Genomic DNA, 21,210 nt, shown 5'->3' with positions numbered 1-21,210 from the left:
GACACGCGATGTTCGATACCGCCCTCACAACGGCCGATCTGGTCTTCCTCGCCAAAGGCGCGGGCATGACATTGCTCGTCACCGCCATCGCGGTGGTGGTGGGGACCATTCTCGGGATCATTTTCGGCGTGATCCGCTATCAGGTCGGTGCGATCTGGGCCGCGCCTTTGACCTTCATCCTCGACATCTGCCGCTCGATCCCGCTGCTGATCCAGCTGGTGCTGCTCAATGCCTTCTTCGGCATCGTGCTCGGGCTGCGCTGGCCGGGGTTGACGGTCGCCTGTCTGGTGCTGTCGCTTTACACGGCCGCCTATTGCTCGGAAATCGTGCGCGGCGCGATCGAGGCCGTGCCCGCCAATACCCGCCGCGCGGGGCGTTCGCTCGGGCTGAACTGGTGGCAGGACATGCGCTATATCGTGGCGCCGCTGGCGACGCGGGTCGCGCTGCCTTCGTGGATCGGGCTCGCGCTCGGCGTGATGAAGGATTCGGCGCTGGTCTATGTCGTGCAGGTCACCGAGCTGATGAAATCGACCCAGATCCTCATCACGCGCCTGCAGGAGCCCTTGTTCCTTCTGCTCATCTGCGGCGCCTTCTACTTCATCATCTCCTACCCTCTTGCCCGTTTCGGCGGCTATCTCGAAAAACGGTGGTCCAATGATTGAGATCGAAAACGTCCGCAAATCCTTTGGCCAGCTCGAGGTTCTCAAGGGCATCGACCTGACCGTCAAGAAAGGCGAGGTCGTCACCATCATCGGCGGTTCGGGTTCGGGGAAATCGACGCTTCTGACCTGTATCAACGGGCTGGAGCCGATCGCTTCGGGCAAGATCGTCATCGACGGGGTGGATGTCCACGCCAAGTCGACCGATCTGAACAAGCTGCGCCAGAAGGTCGGGATCGTTTTCCAGCAATGGAACGCCTTTCCGCACCTGACCGTGCTGGAAAACGTAACCCTCGCACCCCGCAAGGTGCTGGGCTATTCCAAGGAAAAGGCCGAGGAAATCGCCGTCAAACAGCTGACCCATGTCGGCCTTGGCGACAAGCTCAAGACCTATCCGACGCGGCTTTCGGGCGGCCAGCAGCAGCGTATGGCGATCGCCCGCGCGCTGGCGATGTCGCCCAGCTACATGCTGTTCGACGAGGTGACCTCGGCGCTCGATCCTCAGCTGGTGGGCGAGGTTCTCGATACGCTCAAGATGCTGGCGGACGAGGGGATGACGATGATCTGCGTCACCCACGAGATGGCCTTTGCGCGCGACGTCTCGGACCGCGTGGCCTTCTTCCACCAAGGCGTCATGGCCGAGATCGGCGCGCCCGAGCAGCTGTTCGGCAATCCCCAGCATCCCGAAACCCAGAAGTTCCTGTCGAGCACCCGTCAATGAACCAAGACGTCACGATTGTCGGTGCGGGGGTCGTCGGCCTCTCCATCGCATTGGCCGCGCAGTCGCGCGGCCTTTGTGTCCGCGTGATCGAGCGCGAGGGGCCCGCCGCGGGCGCCTCGGCCGGCAATGCGGGCGCTTTCGCTTTTACCGACATCTTCCCGCTGGCCTCGCCCAAGATCATGCGAAAGGCGCCGAAATGGCTGCTCGATCCGCTGGGACCCTTGTCGGTGCCGCCCTCATACGCGCTGAAGATCGCGCCGTGGATGTGGAAATTCTGGCGCGCCTGTTCGCCCGCGAAAGTGCGCGCCTCGACGGTCGCGCAGACCGCGATGATGGATTATTCCAAAGCCGCGCTGGAGCCCGCTTTGGCGCGAGACGGGCTGACCCATATGCTGCGCCGCAACGGCCAGCTTGAAGTTTACGAGGGCGAAGCGGCCTTTCGCGCCTCGCTCGAGGGCTGGGATGCGCGGGCCGAACACGGCATCGCCTTCAACCATCTCATGTCGCCCGCCGAAATCGCCGAGATCCAGCCCGGCATCGCGCCGCGCTTCACCCATGCGACCTTCACGCCCGGTTGGTATTCGATCAGCGACCCCAAGGATTACACGCTGGCCCTCGCGGATCGTTTCCGCGCCAATGGTGGCGAGATCGTGATTGCCGAGGCAACCGCCTTGACCGATGACGGCGTGACCACCACGGCCGGTCACTTCAAGGGTCGCGTCGTTCTGGCGGCGGGGGCCTTTTCGCATCTTCTGGCCAAGACCCAAGGCGTCAGCATCCCGCTGGAAACCGAACGCGGCTACAACACCACCCTGCCCGCCGACGCCTTTGATCTCAAAGTGCAAATCACCTTCGGCGGTCATGGTTTCGTTGTCACGACGATGAATTCCGGCATCCGTGTCGGCGGTGCGGTCGAATTGGGCGGGCTGAAGCTGCCCCCGAACTTCAAGCGCTCCGAGGCGATGCTGACCAAGGCCGCGCAATTCCTGCCCGCGCTCAAGACGACCGGCGGCAAGCAATGGATGGGCTTTCGCCCCTCGATGCCCGACAGCCTGCCCGCGATCGGCCCCTTGCCGGGCCATCCCAACACCCTATGTGCATTCGGCCACGGCCATCTCGGCCTGACCCAATCGGCGGGGACCGCGCAGATCGTCGCGGATCTTCTGACCGGCCAAACACCCGCGATCGACCTTGCGCCCTTCTCTCCGGCGCGCTTCCGAGGCTAACATGACCCAATATATTTTTCCCTGCATCGACGGCCACACCTGCGGCAATCCCGTGCGCCTCGTCGCCGGCGGCGCCCCGCGTCTCAAAGGCGCGAACATGCTGGAACGTCGCGCGCATTTTCTGGCCGAATACGACTGGATCCGCACCGGCCTGATGTTCGAGCCGCGCGGCCACGACATGATGTCGGGCTCGATCCTCTATCCGCCGACCCGCGAGGATTGCGATGTGGCGGTGCTTTATATCGAGACCTCGGGCTGCCTGCCGATGTGCGGCCACGGCACGATCGGGACGATCACAATGGGGATCGAAAACGGCCTGATCACCCCGCGCGAGCCGGGTCGCCTGTCGATCGAAACCCCCGCCGGCAAGGTCGATATCGAATACCGGCAGGAAGGCCGCTATGTCGAGGAGGTCCGCCTGACCAACGTGCCGGGCTTCCTTTATGCCGAGGGTCTGACCGCCGAGGTCGAGGGCTTGGGCGAGATCGTGGTCGATGTGGCTTACGGCGGCAATTTCTATGCCATCGTCGAGCCGCAAAAGAACTTCCGCGACATGGCCGATTACACCGCGGGCGAGCTGATCGGCTTTTCGCCGAAGCTGCGCGCGGCGCTGAACGCCAAATACGAATTCGTCCATCCCGAATTCCCCGAGATCAACGGCCTGTCGCATATCCAATGGACCGGCGCGCCGACCGTCGAAGGGGCGCATGGCCGCAACGCGGTTTTCTATGGCGACAAGGCCATCGACCGCTCGCCCTGCGGCACCGGCACCTCGGCCCGCATGGCGCAGCTTGCCGCCAAGGGCAAACTGGCGGTCGGTGACGAATTCCACCACGAGTCCATCATCGGCTCGATCTTCAAGGGTCGTGTCGAGGCCGCGACCACCGTCGCGAACCGCCCCGCCATCATCCCCTCGATCGCGGGTTGGGCGCGCCAGACGGGTCTGAATACGATCTATATCGACACCGAGCGCGACCCCTTCGCGCATGGCTTTGTCGTCAAGTAAATGGCGCTCGGCATCCTGACGGGCGAGGCTTCGGGGGCGGTTCTGGCCTCTCCCGAAGGGCTCAGCTTCTGGGGCGGCGTCGATGCCGCCTCGGGGCGCGTGATCGACGCGCATCATCCCTGGCACGGCGAAAGCCTTGCGGGAAAAATCGTGATGATGCCGACTTCGCGCGGCTCCTGCACGGGATCGGGCGTGCTTTTGGAACTGATCCTGAACGGCAACGCCCCCGCCGCTCTGATCTTTTCCGGCCCCGAGGACGTGCTGACGCTTGGCGCGATGATCGGCGAGCGTCTCTTTGATCACGGCATCCCCGTGCTGCGCCTCTCACCCGAGGATTTCGCGCGGGTCGCAACCAAGACTGAGGCCGTGATCCACGGCGACCACCTGCGCGCGGGCGATCTTTCGGTGCCGCTGACGCGCCTGCCGATGGCCGAGCTGGCCCTGACGGCAGAAGATCACGCCAAACTTGCGGGCCGCGACGGCAAACCCGTGCAGCTCGCGATGCAGATCATCACGGCGATGGCTGCCATTCAGGGCGCGACCAGCCTGATCGATGTGGCGCAGGTCCATATCGACGGCTGCATCTATGCCAGCGACGCCAACCGCATTTTCGCCGAGCGCATGGCCGATATGGGCGCGAAAGTGGTGCTGCCGACCACGATGAACGCGATTTCCGTCGATCGCGACAATTGGGAGAAACAGGGCGTGCCGCCGAGTTTCGGCACCCCCGCCAGCCGCCTTGCCGATGCCTATGTCCGCATGGGCGCGCGGGCGAGCTTTACCTGCGCCCCCTATCTTCTGCCGAGCGCGCCGGAATACGGCGACAACATCGCCTGGGCGGAATCCAATGCGGTGATCTTCGCCAATACGGTGATCGGGGCGCGGACGGTGAAACATCCCGATTTCTTCGACCTGCTGATCGCGATGACCGGCCGCGCGCCGCGCTCGGGCGTCTATCTGGACGCTGACCGCCACCCGAGCCGCATCATCCATGTCGCAGCGCCAAAGGGGCTCGACGATTCCTTCTGGCCGATGCTCGGCTATCTCGCGGGGAAACTCGCGCCCGACCGCATCCCGCTGATCACCGGACTTGAGGGCGTGACGGCGAGCCGCGACGATCTCAAGGGAATGTGCGGCGCTTTCGGGACGACTTCTGCCGCGCCGATGCTCCATGTCGCGGGCCATACGCCCGAGGCGGGGTTAAAGCCGCGCGCCGATGCCGATCACGTCGCGGTTTCCGTCGCCGATTTCGCGGCGATCTGGCGCGAGCTGAACAATGCCCCCGACGAGATCGAGCTGGCCGCTTTCGGCAGCCCGCATTTCTCGGCCTCGGAAACCCGCGCGCTCGTCGCGTTGATGGACGGACGGCGGCCCGCGCAAGGCGTCTCGGTCGTGGTCACGGTCGGGCCGGATGTGCTTGGCGACTTACGCGCCGACGGTACGGTCGCGGCGCTGGAGGCCCTTGGCTGCAAGATCGTGTCGGATATCTGCTGGTGCTCGATCACCGAGCCGGTTTTCCCGCCCGAGGCCCGCACCCTGATCACCAATTCGGGCAAATATGCCCATTACGGCCCCGGATTGTCGGGTCGCGCCGTGCGGTTTTCCAGCCTTGAAGGCTGCGTCTTTGCCGCCTTGACCGGCCGCGCGCCCGACCTGCCTGATTGGCTTAGATGAAAGAATATCATGCGTAGTATCAAGACCATCCATGTCATTTCCGCCCATGCAGAAGGCGAGGTCGGCGATGTCATCGTCGGCGGCGTCCGCCCCCCGCCGGGCGAGACGATCTGGGAGCAGTCGCGCTGGATCGCGCGCGACAACACCTTGCGCAATTTCGTCCTGAATGAGCCGCGCGGCGGGGTTTTCCGCCATGTGAACCTGCTGGTTCCGCCGAAACACCCCGATGCGGATGCCGCCTGGATCATAATGGAGCCCGAGGATACGCCGCCGATGTCGGGATCGAATTCGATCTGCGTCTCGACCGTTCTGCTCGACGGCGGGATCATCCCGATGGTCGAGCCCGTGACCGAGATGCTGCTTGAAGCCCCGGGCGGGCTGGTCAAGGTCCGCGCCGAATGCCGCAACGGCAAGGCCGAGCGGATCTTCGTCCAGAACCTGCCGTCCTTTGCCTATAAGCTCGACCAGCCGCTCGAGGTCGAGGGGATCGGCACGCTGACCGTCGACACCTCTTTCGGCGGCGACAGTTTCGTCATGGTCGATGCCCGCGCCATGGGTTTCAACCTCACCGCCGACGAGGCCCACGACATCGCGCGGCTCGGAGCCAAGATCACCAAAGCCGCGACCGACCAGATCGGGTTCCGCCACCCGACCAACCCCGACTGGACGCATTATTCCTTCTGCCTTTTCGGCGGTCCGATCGAGAAGACGCCCGAGGGTCTGCGCGCCGGTGCGGCGGTCTCGATCCAGCCGGGCAAGGTCGACCGCTCGCCTACCGGAACGGCGCTTTCGGCACGGATGGCGGTGCTTCATGCGCGCGGCCAGATGACGACGGCGGACAGCCTGACCACGGTGTCGCTGATCGGATCGACCTTCACCGGCCGCATCGTCGAGGCGACCGAGATCGGCGGCGTGCCCGCGATCATCCCCGAAATCTCGGGGCGCGGCTGGATCACGGGGATCCACCAGCACATGCTCGACCCTTCGGATCCGTGGCCCGAGGGCTACCGCCTGACCGATACCTGGGGCGCACGCTAAGGAAAACACAAAAGGGCCGCATCGACGCGGCCCTTTTCTTTCCGATGCTTAGAGCGTCGATTTGAGGAATTCGGCGCAATCGGGCAAAGGATCCGCCGGCAGGAAACCGGGATGGTCCGCATCATAGCGGTAACGCGCGGCATAGCTGCAGGTCTGGTCCGGCTCGTCGATCAGATCGGCGGGCATGATCGGCTCGGCCCTTGCGCTGTCGTGCAGCCGGCTTGCGCCTTTGGGATAGCGTGTGGCCGAAGTCGTGACCGAAAATTCGGGGATCGCGCCTTCGACCGGCACCAGCGACAGGTCGGTCTTGAAGGCAAACTGGTCGCTGCAGGCCTCGCCGCGCCGCTCCTGATCCTCGGCATCGAAACAGGCGCGCACCGAAATGTCGCGGCTGATCGGAATGGTGCCGATATTGTTCGAGCCCGCGACCTCGCCGAGTGAGGCTTCGAAAAGATAAAGGTCGCGCGCCTCGAAAATCCCGCCGGAATAGGGCTGCTCCTCGCGGACGATGACGCCGACAAAGGCGCGTTCTTCGTCCAGACGGATCAGCTGGGGCAGAAATTCCGCCTTGGCGAGACCCTTGGGCACCTCGGGCAGATCCCAAAGATGGATCTCGCTGCGCAGGGTCCGGCTGGTCGCGAAAGGCCCGTCCTGATCGACGCCGAGGCAGAAATCCAGCGCGCTGTTGCAGTAAAGCGCGCTGTCGCTTTGCGGGGTCAGTTCCTCGATCACGGCCTGAGCCTCGGCGGCTTGGGGCACCGCGACGGCGCCGAAAACGGGCAACATCAGGGCAAGGGCGAAAAGCGGGCGTTTCACGGCAAAGATCCTGTCAAAAATGGTCCGTTCCAATCCCCGCCCCCGTCCGACGGCGGCATTGTCGAGAGCGGGTCAAAGGGGCACCATCAGTCTAGCCGACCGACCGCTTGTAGCCAATCACCGACACAAAGCCCGAGGAAGTTTCGGCGAAATTCCGGCCATCGTCGGAATTTTTCCGCCCCGCTTTCGGCGGGTTCCCTCTGGAGGCAGGATCAGGGGCGCGGCAGGCGGATTTCCGGCGCTTCGCGGCCCGCCTTCAGGCGTGATGTTGCCGGAGCCCGCTTAGTCGGCGAAGGCTTCGAGGCTTTCGGCCTCGCGCTCGGGCGTCAGGCGCTGGCCGAGATTGCTTTGCGTCAGATAATCGTCGAGGTTCTGCATCGAGCCCGAGCCGGGCAAAAGCAGCTCGCCCTCGGAGATCACCGTGATCGAGAACCGCCGGTTCCAGTCCCAGAACTCGCGGCAGGCGATCGAGATGCGCATGACGCGGTCGCGATGGGTCTCGTATTCGCGGCAGAAAATCCCGTCGCTGGTCATGAAGGACGACAGGATGTTCATCTGTCGCCCGTCGGGCAAAAGCTCGCCCTCGCCAGAGGGCAGGCGTTCGAGCACCGCGCGCTCGTCGGCAGAGGGGCCGCCCTCGTCGTCATGACCCCATTGCCACCAACCAAGCCCGATCGCCGCAATCGCAAGGCCGGTCGCGACAATCCCGAACGGCCGCGCATTCGAAGCACCCGCGGCTTTCTGTTCGCCCCCGGTTGCGGCTGCGCCAGCGTCTCGAGCTTTATCCGACGACTTATTGATCGGCATTGGTTTTTCCTGCGGCGCCGCCATGCCCCGGGTATCGGTTGGGCCGGAGGGCATCCGGTCCGGACGAAAGTACAAGGCGCAACGGCAGACTCATCTAGAACTTTGAAATCCGGTTACCATAGGCCACCTCGGGGCGCGGAGGCGACCGGCGATCAGGGGGGCGCGGCTATCTGTCGCGACCCGACGCGACCACCCCGCCGAGCCGCGCGATCCCCGCGAGGTAGCGCGCCACCGCCTGCCGGCGCGTCCGCGCAAAGCCCGTGGCCTGAGCGGGGGTGAGGGCGCGAAAATGCAGGCTCTCGTTCGGGCGCATCTGCGCCAGCGCATCGAGATCGGCATCGAGAATGGTCGCGATGCGCGGATAGCCTCCGGTCGTCTGGTGATCGGCCATGAGCACGCTCGCAACCCCGTCCCCCGCAATCTGGACCGCCCCGCGCGCCACAGGCCCCGAAGGGATGGCCAAAGCGCCTTCAGGCGTCAGATCAGGCCCCGCAAGGCGCATTCCCATCCGGTCGAAAGCGGGGGTGACGCGGAAGGGCATCGTCAAAAGCCGCGCCAAAACCGCGGGGGAAAAGCAATCCTCCTGCGGGCCGATCGTGACATGGGCCAGCCCCGAAGGGCGCGCCCAAACCGGCACGGGAAGGCGCGCGGAGGCCAGCGGATCGGGGCGCAGCTCCTCCAGCAACAGCTCCCGCCCCGCCGTCAATCTGCCGCCGCCGAAGCCCGAAAGCGAATGGGTCGAGGCGCTGCCGAGCCAAAGCGGCACCTGCAAAGTGCCGGCGAAAGCCAAATAGCACCAGCTGCCCCAAGGGCCGGGCCGAACCTCGATCCGGTCGCCAGCGCAGAGCCGGGCGCGATGCCACGACACATGGTCGCGCCCGTTGCGCCGGATGCGGAACCCGCCGCCTGCCACCGCATAATCGACGCTTCCCTCGAGGCAATCGAGCACGAGACCGCCAAGCGAAATCTCGATCCCCGTCCGGCCCGCATCCTGCCCGAGCGCGAGATTGGCCGCCTGAAAAGCCGTGCGGTCCATCGGCCCCGATTGTGGGACGCCAAAGCGCAGGAAGCCGCGCCGGCCGCCGTCCTGCACCGACACATGCGGGCCCGCCGCATGGATGCGAAGACGCGCGCTCACGACCGCTCCCCCGATGCGGTTCCCAAGGCGGAGGCGGCGATGCGGCGAAAGCGGATGCGGTCGCCGACCTCGAAGCGGAAAGGCCGCGCGGGATCGCCGGTCAGCACCGGATCGGGCGAGCGGCCGATGATCCACCATCCGGTGGGCATGGTCAGCGTGGTGATCAGGCATTGACCGGCGGCGATGATGACGCTGCCTGCGGGCACATCGCGCAGCGCCGCGGCTTTGCGCGGCAGGCTGATCGGCGCGGGCAGGCCCGACAGATAGGCGTAACCGGGCGCGAAACCATAGAGCGCGACATGGTAATCGCCCGCCAGATGGCTTTGTGCGACCGCCTCGGGTGCAAGGCCGGTCAGCCGCGCGACCTCGGCCAGATCGGGGGCATAGGGCGGATCATAGCAGACCGCGATCTCGTGGCTCCGGATGGCGCGTTGCGGCGCGTCCCGACGGGAAAGCAAGGCGCGGATCGCGGTGGCGGCGGCTGTGCAATCGCAAACCTCGGGATCGAATTCGACCATCAGGCTGGTCAGCGCGGGCACCGCCTCGCGCAGACCGGCGAAAGGTCGCGCGGTCAAGGCGGCATCAAGGGCCAGCACGCGGTGATGGGCCGCCGCCATGTCGCTCGGGTTCGGGAAATCGACCAGAAGGGCATGTTCTGCCACCGGCTTCAGGACGGGATCAATGCTCATTGGGTCGTTGTTCATGGGTCGCACTCATCGGGTCGGGCTCATCGCTTCCGGCTCACGGCTTCGGGCCGAGAAAGGGCCGGATCGCGACGCCCGCCGCCTCCAGCTTCTGCCGGATCATCGCGGCCATGGCGACCGCACCGGCGCTGTCGCCGTGAACGCAGATCGACTGCGCCTGCAAAGGGATCGGCGCGCCGTCGACCACCGGCATCAGCCCCGTTTCGAGGAAGGCCAAGAGCCGCACGGCGGCCTCGTCGGGATCGTGGATCATCGCCCCCGCCTGATTGCGCGGCACCAGCTGGCCGCTGGAGAGATAGCCGCGATCGGCGAAAATCTCGGAATGGACGGCAAGGCCCTGCGCGCGGGCCACCGTCTCGAGCGTGGTGCCCGAAATCGCCAGAACCGCGAGCCCGCCAATGCGCCCGATCGCCTTGGCACAGGCCTCGGCAACGGCGGTATCGGCGGCCGCGAGATTGGCCAAAGCGCCGTGGAGTTTGACATAGCCCACCTGCGCCCCCGCCAGCGCCGCGACGCCTTGGAGCGCGCCGATCTGGGCCGCGACAAGCCGCGCGATCTCGGGCGGGGTCATCGGAATGATGCGGCGGCCGAAGCCCTCGCGGTCGGCATAGCCGGGATGGGCGCCGATCACGACGCCTCGTCGCGCGGCTTCTGACAGGGTGCGAAACATCACCTCGGGATCACCCGCATGCCCGCCGCAAGCGATATTGGCCGAGCTGACCAGATCCAGCATCGCCCCGTCCTCGCCCATGGTCCAAGGCCCGAAGCTCTCGCCAAGATCGGCATTCAGATCAATCTCTTGCGCCATTTCCATCCCCTTTCGCATCCGGCCGGACACGATGCAGGCCACAGTATAGCCCGCATGGGCGCGCATGCAAAAGGGCCGCAAAAGCGGCCCCTTCATCCGGCATGGCGCCCGTCTTAAAAGAGCAAAAGCGCGAGGGCGAGGCTCACGCCCGAAATCCAGACCGTCGCCGCGGCGCCGAGGATCAGGGGTTTGGGCCCAAGCGCGCGGAGCTTGCGGAAATTGGTGCCGAGCCCAAGCGCGGTCAGCGCGAGCGTCAGAAGGACCGGCGTCAGCGCGACCAGCCCGTCATGGGCCACCACCGGCACCACGCCCGCGCTATTGGCCAGCATGATCACGACAAAGCCGATCAGAAAGGCCGGAACCAGCGGGGGTTTCGTCCCCGTTGCCGCGCCTTCGGGGCGGAAGCGGCTGGCCATCAAACCCATGACGATCAGGAGCGGCGCGAGCATCAAAACGCGGCAAAGCTTGATCACGACGGCGATGGTCAGCGCCTCCTCGCCGCCCTGCACGCCTGCGCCGACGACCTGCGCCACCTCGTGGATCGCGGCCCCCGACCATGCGCCGAATTGCGTGGCGTCAAGCCCGAGCGCCGGCATTGCCAGCGGGAAGCCGAACATCAAAAGCGTGCCGAAGATCGTGACGCAGGAGACCGCATAGGCCACATCCTCGTCGCGGGCATGGATCTGCGCATCCGCCGCCGCAATCGCCGACGCCCCGCAGATCGACGAGCCCGCCGCAATCAGCGCGCTCAGCGACCGCGCCACCCCGAGCCGGTCCCCCAGCCAGAGCGTGACGAAAAAGGTCGAAAAGAGCGCGGCCGCCGCAATGGCAAAGCCCGAAAAGCCCAGACTGGCCACCTGCGCAAGCGTGATCTGCAGCCCCAAAAGCGCGACCGCGAGGCGCAGCAGGGTCTTGGCGGCAAAGCGCACCCCCGCCATCGCGCTCGCGGGCAGACTTGCGAGATTGGCAAAGCCCATCCCCACCACAATCCCGAGGATCATCGGACTGAAAAGCCCCAGCCCCGGCAGGGCGCGCAGAGCATAGCCCACGGCCGCGAGCGCTCCGACCAACAGAAGGCCGGGCAGCAGTCCGGCAAGCCCCGCAGCTGCCTGCAATTTGTCCTGCGCCTTGGCGGGCGGGTCGGCGGCCGGATGGTCGGGCAGGCTGGCGGGAGAAACGCTGTGGTTGAGGAAGGCCATGATCGTCGTCTTTCGCTACTTCACGATGGAAATGGGGCGAGAGGATCAAAAGGACAAACCGAAAGGTTTTATTGTTTCCATCGGAGAAACCGATTGATAGTCGAAGCGTGGCCACATTGCGGTATTTTATCTTTTCATTTCCGCATTCTAACGCGGATGTCGCGCCGTGATCGGGAACATCCTTGACGGCGACCGGCAAAGAATTTTTTCAATCCGCGTCGACACCGAGAGGAATTTACCTCCGATGCGGCCACGAAAGGAATGTCCTTCTTCGACCTCTGCCGCCCCAGCCCGCCTTGAACCCGTCCGCGAAAAGAGCGAATCTCCGCGCGAACAAGCACAAGGAGCCGCCATGGAGCGCCCGTTCGATCCCGAACTCGAAAGCCGCCTGTTGCGCTATGCCGCGATCGACAGCCAATCCGATGCCGCCAGCGCCAGCGCGCCGAGCACGCCGATCCAGTTCGACATGCTGCATCTTCTCGAGCGCGAATTGCGCGAGATCGGGGCCTCGGATGTGCGGCTGACGGATTACGGCGTGGTGCTCGCGACCCTGCCCGCCACGATGCCGGCGACGGCTGCCGCAGGCCCCGTGATCGGCCTTGTCGCCCATGTCGATACCACGCCGCAATTCAATGCGACCGGCGTCAAACCACGGGTCATCCGCGGCTATAACGGCGGCGCGATCACCTTTCCCGACGCGCCCGATCTTGTGCTCACCCCCGAGGAATTTCCCTATCTCGCCGAGAAGCAGGGGCACGACATCATCACCGCTTCGGGGCTGACGCTGCTTGGCGCGGACGACAAGGCGGGGGTCGCGATCATCATGACCGCAGCGCGCCATCTGCTGGCAAACCCCGCGATCCCGCATCCGGAAATCCGCATCGCCTTTACCCCCGACGAGGAAATCGGGCGCGGGGTCGGGCCGGCGCTGCCGAAGGATCTCGGCGCGGATTTCGCCTATACATTCGACGGCGCGGGGCTGGGCGAGATCGAATACGAGAGCTTCTCGGCGGACGGGGCCGAAATCCGCATCACCGGCGTCTCGATCCATCCGGGGCAGGCCAAGGGCAAGCTGGTCAATGCGATCCATCTCGCCGCGAAAATCATCGCGATGCTGCCGCAGGCCAGCATGGTCCCGGAGCTGACCGAGGGGCGCGAGGGCTTTATCCACGCCACCGACATGGACGGCGGCTCGTCGGAGATGGTGATCAAGCTGATCCTGCGCGATTTCGAGCTGGACGGCCTTGCCGCCAAGGGCGCATTGGTGCGCGCGATCTGCGATGCGGTTCAGGCGACAGAGCCGCGCGCCACCATCTCTTGCGAGATCCGCCCGCAATACCGCAACATGCGTTACTGGCTCGAAAAGGACATGACGCCGGTCGAGCTGGCCCGCGCCGCCCTGCGCAAACAGGGGATCGAGCCGGTCTCGGTCCCGATCCGCGGCGGCACCGACGGCTCGCGGCTGACCGAAATGGGGGTGCCCACGCCCAACCTTTTCACGGGGATGCAGAACATCCACGGCCCGCTCGAATGGGTCTCGGTTCAGGATATGGCGGCGGCGGTGCGGCTGTGCCTTGATCTGGTACAGGAAGCCGCGACGGCGTGACGGCAGTTTCGGGATCGGCCTTGCGCTGATCCCGAACCCCTCTCAGGCGCCGGGGTCCTGTTCGTCCTTGGCCCAGAGATAGCCCACGAATGCGCCTTTGACATAGCGCAGCAGGATCAGCGTCATCACCGAGGTCAGCGCGCTCAGCACGACCAGCATCACGAAGGGGCTGAGGCGGAACCATACCCAGGTCGCCGCGATCATCGGGATCAGCAGCAGCATGATGTTGGTGATGGTGAAAAACGCCGGACCGTCGGCTGCGGGATAGCTGCCCAGAGGCTCTCCGCAATTTTCGCAGCGATCGACGATCTGGAGATAGCCGCGCATCATATGGCCCTTGCCGCATTTCGGGCAGCGGTTGGTAAAGCCGCGCAGAATGGCCTGTCGCGTGTCGCGGTGATGCTGGGGGGCGCGGCCCGCTGCGGGCTGGCCTTCGGGCGGCATTTCGTTCGGCAGGGACATTGCTGCCCTCCTTTGGATAGGGATTCGCCATGACCGCCCGGACGCGGATGCGCCGGATCGGGGCTGCCACACAGACAGTCTCTGCCTGTCGCAGGCCCCGCGCAACGCGATATTGCGCCGCAGGGAAAGGGCCGGAGGCGAAGCTGTCGCCCCGCCCCCGCGCTCCTTGCTTATTGGCCGCCCTTGGCGCGCAGCTCGACGCGGCGGATCTTGCCCGAGATGGTTTTCGGCAGCTCGGTCACGAAATGGATCCGGCGCGGGTATTTGTAGGGCGCGGTCTTTTCACGACAGAAGGCCTGGATTTCCTTGACCAGATCGTCCGAGCCCTCATAGCCCTTGATCAGGATGATATAGGCCGTCACCACCTCGCCGCGCTCGGGATCGGGCAGGCCGATCACCGCGCTTTCGGCGACGGCCTCATGTTCAAGCAGCGTGCTTTCGACCTCGAATGGGCTGATGCGGTAGCCTGACGAGGTGATCAGGTCGTCGGCGCGGCCCACGAACCAGAAATAGCCGTCCTCGTCGCGCCGCGCGGTATCGCCGGTGTAATACCAGCCGTGGCGGAAGGCTTTGCGGTCGGGGCCCTCCGGCGTGTAATAGCCCGAAAAGAGGCCCGGCGGCCAGGGATCGGTCGCGCGCATCGCGATATTGCCGACCTCGCCCGTGGCGCATTCGCGGCCCTCGTCATCGACCACGCGCATGTCGAGCCCCGGCACCGGCAGGCCGGTCGCGCCGATCTTGACGGGTTTCGAGGGGAAGTTTCCGATGATGTTGAGCGTCTCGGTCTGGCCATAGCCGTCGGCGATCAGCGTGCCGGTATGGTCCTGCCAGAAGCGGATGACCTCGGGGTTCAGCGGCTCGCCCGCGCCGAGCGAGCGGCGGATCGAAGCGAGATCATAGCCCGAAAGATCCATCTGCGCGAAAACGCGGTAAACGGTCGGCGGTGCGCAGAAGGTCGTGACGCCGAGTTTCGCGATCAGCCGCAGATGGAGATCGGCGTCGAACCCCGTGCCGTTGAACAAGATCACGGTGGTTTCGGCCAGAAACTGCGGGAAAAGCATCCCCCAAGCCGCCTTGGCCCAGCCGGTATCGGTCAGCGTCCAATGGCGGTCCGCGCGGGTCAGATCCATCCAGAACAGCGCGGTCGAGGCATGGGCGAGCGCATAGGAATAATCGCGCGGCACCATTTTCGGCATGCCGGTCGTGCCCGAGGTGAAATAGCCCATCATCACCTCGTCGCGCCTTGTGCGCGGGTGGTCCTCGGGGGCCACTTCGGGGGCGGCGGCTGCGGCCAGAACCTCGGCCGAACTCCAGCCTGCCTGTTCGGGGCCGAGCACGATGAAGACTTCGAGCGAGGGGCATTCGGCGCGGATCTGGTCGACCTTGGCGCAATGGTCGGGCGTCACGATCACGGCGCGGGCGCGGGTCGCATTGACGCGGTAGGCGATATCCTTCGCGGTGAGCTGGGTCGTGCCGGGAAGCGAGATCACGCCGCGCTTCATGCAGCCGAAAATCGCATCATACCAGCCGATCACCCGACCCGCGACGAGGACCGCGTAATCGCCCTTCTCGAGCCCCAGCCCCGACAGCATATTGGCAAAACGCGACGAGCGCGCCGAGAGGTCGCCATAGCTGTATTCCGCCACATGCTCCCCATCGCCCGAGACCGCGAGCACCGCCGTCTTGTCACGATTTTGTGCAATATCGTCAATGACATCAAAGGCGAAGTTGAAATTCTCGGGGCAGTCGAAACGGTAGTTCGCGACCGCGGTATCATAGTCGCGCGGGCTGGCCATCAGCGCCTTGACGGCGGCGCGGGCGACCGGATCCACCGCCATTCCCCGACGCCCCTGCGCGCCCCGTTCCGCTTCGCTTGCGGCATTGTTCATTGCTGTCTCCTCCCCAGAGCATTGTTGCGGGCCTTTGTCTCGCCCTGCCCCCGCGCCGGCGGCCCCGCCTCCTGAAAGGGTCGCCGAAGGGGCATCAGCCGCCCGATCCTTGGCACCATCATGCGGGGGCTCTCGGCGCGGCTCAAGCCATTCATGCGCGTTTTGTCGCGTTTTCTGCCGCTGGTCCGGCGCGGGCGATGCGCCGGACGAACGGGCTCGGGCGGGCCCTGCCAAGCGCGAAGGCCCGCCCCTTTGACGGCATCCGGCGAGCGCTCAGCGCGCCTCGTTGATCACGCGGATCTGAGTGAACTCGGCCAGTCCCTCCTCGGCGAATTCGACGCCGAGACCCGATTGCTTGGCCCCGCCAAAGGGCATGTTCGGGCCGAAATCGAGGTGTTTGTTGACCCAGACCGTGCCGCTTTCCATCTGTTCGGCGACGCGGATGTTTTCCTCGCGATCCTCGCCCCAGACCGAGCCGCCCAGCCCGAGCGGGCTGTCGTTGGCCGCACGGATCACCGCATCGACATCATCGAACCGGATCACCGGCAGGATCGGGCCGAATTGCTCTTCGTCGACAATGCGGTCCCCGTTCGAGACATCCGCGACGATGGTCGGGCGCAGGAAATAGCCCGGGCGGTCCTCGGTCGTGCCTCCGGCGATAATGCGGCCGTCCTCGCGGGCCGAGGCGATGAAATCCTTGACCTTTTCATATTGCGCGCGGTTTTGCAGCGGGCCGATGGTGGTGCCCTGTTTCATGCCGTCATCGACCACGGCGGCATCCGCCAATGCGGCCAGACGCTCGCAAACCTCGTCATAGATCGAGGCATGGACATAGGCGCGCTTGATCGCGAGACAGACCTGCCCCGCGTTCATGAAGGCCCCCGAAAACAGCCCCGGCGCGACTTTGGCCGGATCGGCGCCCGGCAAAACGATCGCGGCATCGTTGCCGCCCAGTTCAAGCGTCAGGCGCTTGATCGTGCCCGCCGCGCTCGCCATGACCTTCGCGCCGGTCGCGGTCGATCCGGTAAAGGTGATCTTGGCGACATCGGGATGCGCGCTCAGCCGCGCGCCGAGATCATTGAGGTCGCTCACGACGTTGACCACGCCCGCAGGCAGCAGGTCGGCCATGATCTCGCCCAGTTTCAGCGCGGTCAGCGGCGTCGTCGGCGAGGGTTTGATCACCACCGTATTCCCCGCCAACAGCGCCAGCGGCAGCTTGAAGGCGATGATGAGCACGGGGAAGTTCCACGGAATGATCGCGCCGACCACGCCCAACGGCTTGCGCAGCTGGCGCACGAGACGGTTGTCGTTGTCCTCGATCACCTTGACCGGCAGGTCGTAGCTCGCGAGATGGCGGATGAAGGCCGCGCTATAGGCGATCTCGGCCTGCGCCTCGGGCAGGGGTTTGCCCTGTTCCTGCGTCAGAAGGCGCGCGAAAGCATCGGCATCGGCCTCGATCCGGTCGGCGAGCGTCAGGATGAGGGCGCGGCGGGCCTCGATCGTCAACGCGGCCCATGCGGGAAAGGCCGCTTTGGCGGCGGCGACGGCGGCGTCGAGCTGTTCGGCAGAGCCGCGCGGCGCATGGGCCAGAAGCTCTTCGGTGGCGGGGTTCACGACCTCCATCTCCATCGCGCCGGCCACCAGCTTGCCGCCGATCAGCAGTTTGTACTCGGTCATCTCCGTCCTCCTCGAGCGTATGACTTGGCCCCGAAGGCGCGGCTCCTGGCCGGCGCTTTCGGGCATTTCCCGAGCAAATGACGGGAGGCCTGCCCGATTCTTGCCATTTGCGGCCACAAAAGCCGCAGGCGCGGGCGGCGGGGAAAATTGGCCGCAAATGTCATGTCGCTACGGCGGCCCGCGCCTATCATGACAAAAAAGAGTAAAAAGATAACACCGCATTAGCCGGCACATCGCGGAAAAAACGCGGTCCCCAAGCTTTCCGCGCCCTTTCGCGGGGCTGTGCTATGATGGGGTGACAGGGAGATGACGCCTGCCCCGAATGCCGCTTGCGGCGCGGGGTGGCCGATGGATTGGGTTGAGGGATGCAGACATCATGGATCCGTGCGCCGGTGGTCTCGTCGCTGCTTGGCGCGGAAGGAGAATCCTCGGCAGCCGTGCCTTTGGATTTTTTCGTCGGCCAGCTTGAAGCCAGCCGCAATGCCGCAGAAAATCCTCTGGCGCTCTGGTCGATGGGGGAAGGCATCAAGGTCGCCGCCCTCGGCTGTCTGGGCGAAGCGATTTCCGCTTCGGCCACGCTCGGCAAGGCGCTGCGCGTCTTTGCGCAGGGCTTCGGGCTGATCCAGTCCAATACCGATGTCCAGATGGAGGTCGACGAGGACGAGGTCCATATCAGCTACCGCGTCCTCGACCCCCATATCTGGCCGCGCCGCGCCGATGCGGAACTGTCGCTCGGCCTGATCCGCGGCATTTGCGAGACCTTCGCCCCCGGCCGCGACGCCTATCGCGGCGTCAGTTTCGAGCACGAGACCGCGGGCGAGCATCGCCAGTTGAGCCAGCATCTGGGCTGTCTCGCGCGGTTCGGCCAAGAGGAAAACCGCATCACCCTTGCCACTGCCGCCCTTTCGCAGCGCCGCCGCGAAACCACGCCCGACGAGGAAAAAGCCGCCCTGCGCGCGATGGAGAACGCGATGATCGCGCAGCGCCGCGAGACGCCTTTGTCCGAGCGCGTGCGCAGCGCCATCCTTGGCCAGATCGGGCGCAGCGCGATCAACCAGCAGGCGGTTGCGGTGCAGCTCGGTCTGTCGGACCGTTCGCTCAGGCGCGGACTTGCCGCCGAGGACCGGCCCTTTCACGAGATCCTCGAGGAATGCCGCCGCATTCAGGGTTTCGCGCTTCTGGTGCGCAGCGAGCGCCCGTTGAGCGAGATCGCCCTCGCGCTGGGGTATTCCGATCAGACCGCTTTCTCGCGCGCGTTTTCGCGCTGGTTCGGGGTCTCGCCGCGCGAGCTCAGGCGCAGCGGCGCGATCGAGGAAAGCGTGATCCGCTGATCGAAATCCAGCCCCCGCACCGGCCCGTTATGGGCGATGAAGATCAAAAGCCGCTCTGGGAAGCGTGTCTCCAGCGCGGCGAGGATGCGCATCGCGCCGGCCTCGTCGATCTCCGAAAAGCTCTCGTCGAAGACCATGACGGGACTCTCGGCCAGAAAGGCGCGGGCAAGCGAGATCCGCTGGCGCATCCCGCCCGACAGATCGGCTCCGGTCTCGGCGAGATCCGTGTCCAACCCCGCGCGGCTGCGCGCCCAAACGCCCAGATCGGCCTGTTCCAGCGCCTGCCATAGCGCCGCGTCGCCGGCACGAGGCGCGGCAAGGCGCAGGTTCTCGCCAAGCGTGCCGCGCATGATCCCCGGACGTTGCGGCAGATGGAGGATCAGCCCCCGCAAAGCGGCGGGGCCGAAGTCGCCGACCGCCCGCCCGTCGATTTCGGCCGCGCCGCATTCCACCGGCGCATCCCGCGTCAGCGTCGCGACAAGCCGCGTCTTGCCGATCCCCGACGGCCCGTCGAGCAGCACGCGGCTGCCGGTCCGCAGCACCGCCGATACCGGCTGATGCCGTGCCCCCGCCGCCCGCAGGCGGGTCAGCGTGATCTCCTCCATCGCGCGGGGCGGCGCGGGGCCCTCCTCGTCGCGTGCCGCGGCGAAAAGCGCATCGAGCCGCGCCACCGCGACCTTGCTGCGAGCCTGCGCATGATAAAGGCCCAAAAGGTTGCGCAAGGGCCCCTGCATCATCGCGGCATAGGCCAGATAGGCGATCAATGTGCCGAGCGGCCAGTCGCCGCGCACGACCAGCCAGCCGCCGACCAGCAGAACGCCCGCCCGCACCACCGCGCCGAGGATCTGGCTGACCGCGCCCACCGTTTCGGCCCAGAGGCGCTGCCGCATCAGTCCCGCGATCTGGCTGTGTTGCTGCTCCCCGAAATGCGCAAGTCGGGCTTGGCTCGCGCCAAGCGCCGCGAGGGTTTGGCGCAGCGACAGGGTTTCGGCGAGGGTCGAGGACAGGGCGCCGCGCTGGTCGCGGACTTCTCCGGCAAGGCTTTGGGTGCGCGGACGCGCGAGCGTCAGGAAGATCAGCTCGATCGGGGTCAAGAGCACCGGCAAAAGCACCAGCCTCCAGTCAAGCCAGGCCATGAGCGCCACGCCTCCCGCCAGCCGGAACAACGCGCCGATCGCGACCAGCACCGTATCGAAGGCGAAACGCTGGATTTCGCCGCTGTCGCCGTCGAGCCGCGCCATCGTCTCGCCCAAAGGCAGGTCCTTTCGCGCGGGATCGCGGCGGAGCGCGGCGTCGAAAGCGCGTTGGCGCAGATCGGCCAGCATATCGGCCGAGGCGCGCAGATGAACCATGCCGTTCGCGATCCCCAAGGCGACCGCGCCCAGACCCAAGGCGAAACTCAGCGCCGCATAATGGACGAGCCGGCCCATGTCGCGCGCCATGATGCCGCGGTCGATCACCAGCTTGGTCAGCATCGGCAGCGCCAGACCCAAAGCGGCCGCCAAGAGCGAAAGCGCCAGCACCGCCCCGATCCCCGGCAAGGCACGCGCCAGCACCGGTGCAAGCCAGCCGACCTCGCGCGTGCCGAAAATCACCCGCGCGAGGCGGGCGGCGAAGGCGGCGCGGCGCGGGGAAGCGGGGACGGGCTGGACAGGGCGCGGTTCGGGCATGGCCACGCTCATGGCTGCAAGATTGGCGGCGGGGAGGCCGCGAACCGTCGGCCGGCGGGCTCTTGCCGCGCCACCGCATTCGGGCTTTCGATCCGGCAGCTCTGGGGCAAACCTCCCGCCCCGCCGCGATATTCGCGCCCGCGCCAGCGCAGGCCCTTGCGCATATCGGCCAAAGCCTCCTCTGCCGTCATTCCCGCCGCAAGCCGCGCCGCGAGATGACCCGCGACCCGCGCGGCCCCCATGCTGGCACCGCCGACGCCTCCCGCTTCGGGCGAGGCATTCCACGCGCCGAAGACGCCCGTTCGCGGCTCGGACAGATCGTCCCAGCCGCAACGCGCGTCGCCCGTTGCCGCGATCACGCCCGCATAGGCCGCCGGATAGCAGGGCGCGCCCTGAGCGGGATGGGCCGCGACCAGCAAAAGCCCCGCTTCCAAGGTCAGCGCGCAGGCCGCGCGCAGGGGCGGACGGTCCTGAGCCAGGCCGAGGCTCATGCAGATCACTTCGGGACGCTCGCCCGCGGGCATGGATGCGAACCAGCGCAAGGCCGCCGCGACCCGCAAGGCGGAGGTCACGGGGCGGTCGTCGAAAATCTGGGCATGGATGATCGCGGCATCCGGACAGGCGCGGCGGATCACCGCCGCGACCGCCGTTCCGTGGCCGAGCCGGTCGGGCCGCGCCTCGACCGCGCTGCCGTCGGGCAAAAAGCCGCGGGCGCGTGCCGGATCCTGCGCCGGATCATCGGCAGGGCCACCGCTGTCGATGACGCCCACCCCGACCAT

Annotated in this window: 19 protein-coding genes; 8 read left to right on the top strand and 11 right to left on the bottom strand. The window is 66.2% G+C overall.

Translation table 11 applies throughout. From position 1 onward, the window contains the following. Nucleotides 1–8 precede the first annotated feature (8 nt). The 6 genes from ACFFUC_RS16270 to ACFFUC_RS16245 are packed head-to-tail and all read left to right on the top strand — an operon-like array spanning nt 9 to nt 6,324. Entirely contained in the window at nt 9–662 is a 654-nt protein-coding gene (locus ACFFUC_RS16270; protein WP_377687911.1) for an amino acid ABC transporter permease, read from the top strand. Beyond that, entirely contained in the window at nt 655–1,380 is a 726-nt protein-coding gene (locus tag ACFFUC_RS16265; RefSeq protein WP_377687910.1) for an amino acid ABC transporter ATP-binding protein, read from the top strand. Before ACFFUC_RS16270 ends, ACFFUC_RS16265 begins: the two co-directional genes overlap by 8 nt. Further along, nucleotides 1,377–2,606 (top strand): NAD(P)/FAD-dependent oxidoreductase, encoded by a 1,230-nt coding sequence (locus ACFFUC_RS16260; protein ID WP_377687909.1) that lies wholly within the window; start codon nt 1,377–1,379, stop codon nt 2,604–2,606. The genes ACFFUC_RS16265 and ACFFUC_RS16260 overlap by 4 nt, the downstream gene beginning before the upstream one ends. 1 nt (nt 2,607) lies before the next feature. Further along, a complete protein-coding gene (locus ACFFUC_RS16255) occupies nt 2,608–3,612 on the top strand; it encodes a 4-hydroxyproline epimerase (protein WP_377687908.1) in 1,005 nt (334 codons plus the stop codon). Continuing rightward, nucleotides 3,613–5,286 (top strand): cis-3-hydroxy-L-proline dehydratase, encoded by a 1,674-nt coding sequence (gene lhpI, locus ACFFUC_RS16250; protein ID WP_377687907.1) that lies wholly within the window; start codon nt 3,613–3,615, stop codon nt 5,284–5,286. A gap of 9 nt (nt 5,287–5,295) precedes the next feature. Then, on the top strand, nt 5,296–6,324 hold the full coding sequence (locus tag ACFFUC_RS16245) for a trans-3-hydroxy-L-proline dehydratase (protein ID WP_377687906.1): 1,029 nt from the start codon (nt 5,296–5,298) through the stop codon (nt 6,322–6,324). 48 nt (nt 6,325–6,372) lie between these two features. Here ACFFUC_RS16245 and ACFFUC_RS16240 read toward each other — a convergent pair whose 3' ends face one another. The 6 genes from ACFFUC_RS16240 to ACFFUC_RS16215 all read right to left on the bottom strand — a co-directional run bounded on the left by ACFFUC_RS16240 (nt 6,373) and on the right by ACFFUC_RS16215 (nt 11,796). Continuing rightward, a complete protein-coding gene (locus ACFFUC_RS16240; protein ID WP_377687905.1) occupies nt 6,373–7,140 on the bottom strand; it encodes a hypothetical protein in 768 nt (255 codons plus the stop codon). A gap of 282 nt (nt 7,141–7,422) precedes the next feature. Continuing rightward, complete coding sequence (locus ACFFUC_RS16235; protein ID WP_377687903.1) at nt 7,423–7,947, bottom strand: hypothetical protein; 525 nt, start codon at nt 7,945–7,947, stop codon at nt 7,423–7,425. Nucleotides 7,948–8,113: 166 nt separating this feature from the next. Then, nucleotides 8,114–9,085 (bottom strand): 5-oxoprolinase subunit C family protein, encoded by a 972-nt coding sequence (locus ACFFUC_RS16230; protein WP_377687902.1) that lies wholly within the window; start codon nt 9,083–9,085, stop codon nt 8,114–8,116. Continuing rightward, nucleotides 9,082–9,789, bottom strand: coding sequence for a 5-oxoprolinase subunit B family protein (locus tag ACFFUC_RS16225; RefSeq protein ID WP_377687901.1), 708 nt, complete (start codon nt 9,787–9,789; stop codon nt 9,082–9,084). Before ACFFUC_RS16225 ends, ACFFUC_RS16230 begins: the two co-directional genes overlap by 4 nt. A gap of 37 nt (nt 9,790–9,826) precedes the next feature. Then, nucleotides 9,827–10,597: a LamB/YcsF family protein gene (locus tag ACFFUC_RS16220; RefSeq protein WP_377687900.1), complete on the bottom strand. Its 771-nt coding sequence runs from the start codon at nt 10,595–10,597 to the stop codon at nt 9,827–9,829. Between the two features lie 113 nt (nt 10,598–10,710). Further along, entirely contained in the window at nt 10,711–11,796 is a 1,086-nt protein-coding gene (locus ACFFUC_RS16215; RefSeq protein ID WP_377687899.1) for a YeiH family protein, read from the bottom strand. Nucleotides 11,797–12,148: 352 nt separating this feature from the next. Between ACFFUC_RS16215 and pepT the strand changes: the two genes are divergently transcribed. Next, nucleotides 12,149–13,402 (top strand): peptidase T, encoded by a 1,254-nt coding sequence (pepT, locus tag ACFFUC_RS16210; protein ID WP_377687898.1) that lies wholly within the window; start codon nt 12,149–12,151, stop codon nt 13,400–13,402. A 42-nt stretch (nt 13,403–13,444) separates the two neighbouring features. Here the strand turns inward: pepT and ACFFUC_RS16205 are convergent, their stop codons facing one another. From ACFFUC_RS16205 to ACFFUC_RS16195, 3 genes are all read right to left on the bottom strand, one after another. Continuing rightward, the gene (locus tag ACFFUC_RS16205) at nt 13,445–13,864 is read right to left on the bottom strand and encodes a DUF983 domain-containing protein (RefSeq protein WP_377687897.1); all 420 of its coding nucleotides are present in this window, start codon (nt 13,862–13,864) and stop codon (nt 13,445–13,447) included. A gap of 170 nt (nt 13,865–14,034) precedes the next feature. Further along, nucleotides 14,035–15,753, bottom strand: a complete 1,719-nt coding sequence (locus ACFFUC_RS16200) for an acetate--CoA ligase (RefSeq protein ID WP_377687896.1) — start codon at nt 15,751–15,753, stop codon at nt 14,035–14,037. A gap of 273 nt (nt 15,754–16,026) precedes the next feature. After that, a complete protein-coding gene (locus ACFFUC_RS16195) occupies nt 16,027–17,430 on the bottom strand; it encodes an aldehyde dehydrogenase family protein (protein WP_377687895.1) in 1,404 nt (467 codons plus the stop codon). Nucleotides 17,431–17,795: 365 nt separating this feature from the next. Here ACFFUC_RS16195 and qhpR point away from each other — a divergent pair, with 365 nt between their 5' ends. Continuing rightward, nucleotides 17,796–18,761: an AraC-like transcriptional regulator QhpR gene (gene qhpR / locus ACFFUC_RS16190; protein WP_377687894.1), complete on the top strand. Its 966-nt coding sequence runs from the start codon at nt 17,796–17,798 to the stop codon at nt 18,759–18,761. Here qhpR and ACFFUC_RS16185 read toward each other — a convergent pair. Together ACFFUC_RS16185 and qhpE are read right to left on the bottom strand one after the other, a co-directional pair. After that, the gene (locus tag ACFFUC_RS16185) at nt 18,665–20,431 is read right to left on the bottom strand and encodes an ABC transporter transmembrane domain-containing protein (protein ID WP_377687893.1); all 1,767 of its coding nucleotides are present in this window, start codon (nt 20,429–20,431) and stop codon (nt 18,665–18,667) included. The two genes, qhpR and ACFFUC_RS16185, sit on opposite strands and share 97 nt — an antisense overlap. Before the next feature lie 8 nt (nt 20,432–20,439). Continuing rightward, nucleotides 20,440–21,210: a subtilisin-like serine protease QhpE gene (qhpE, locus tag ACFFUC_RS16180; protein ID WP_377687892.1), complete on the bottom strand. Its 771-nt coding sequence runs from the start codon at nt 21,208–21,210 to the stop codon at nt 20,440–20,442.

Origin of the sequence: Paracoccus cavernae (assembly GCF_042430175.1) — a bacterium.
GTDB classification, from domain to species: Bacteria; Pseudomonadota; Alphaproteobacteria; order Rhodobacterales; family Rhodobacteraceae; genus Paracoccus; species Paracoccus cavernae.
Note: the sequence above shows the minus strand (reverse complement) of the source record. Positions and strands in the feature narration are given on the sequence as shown.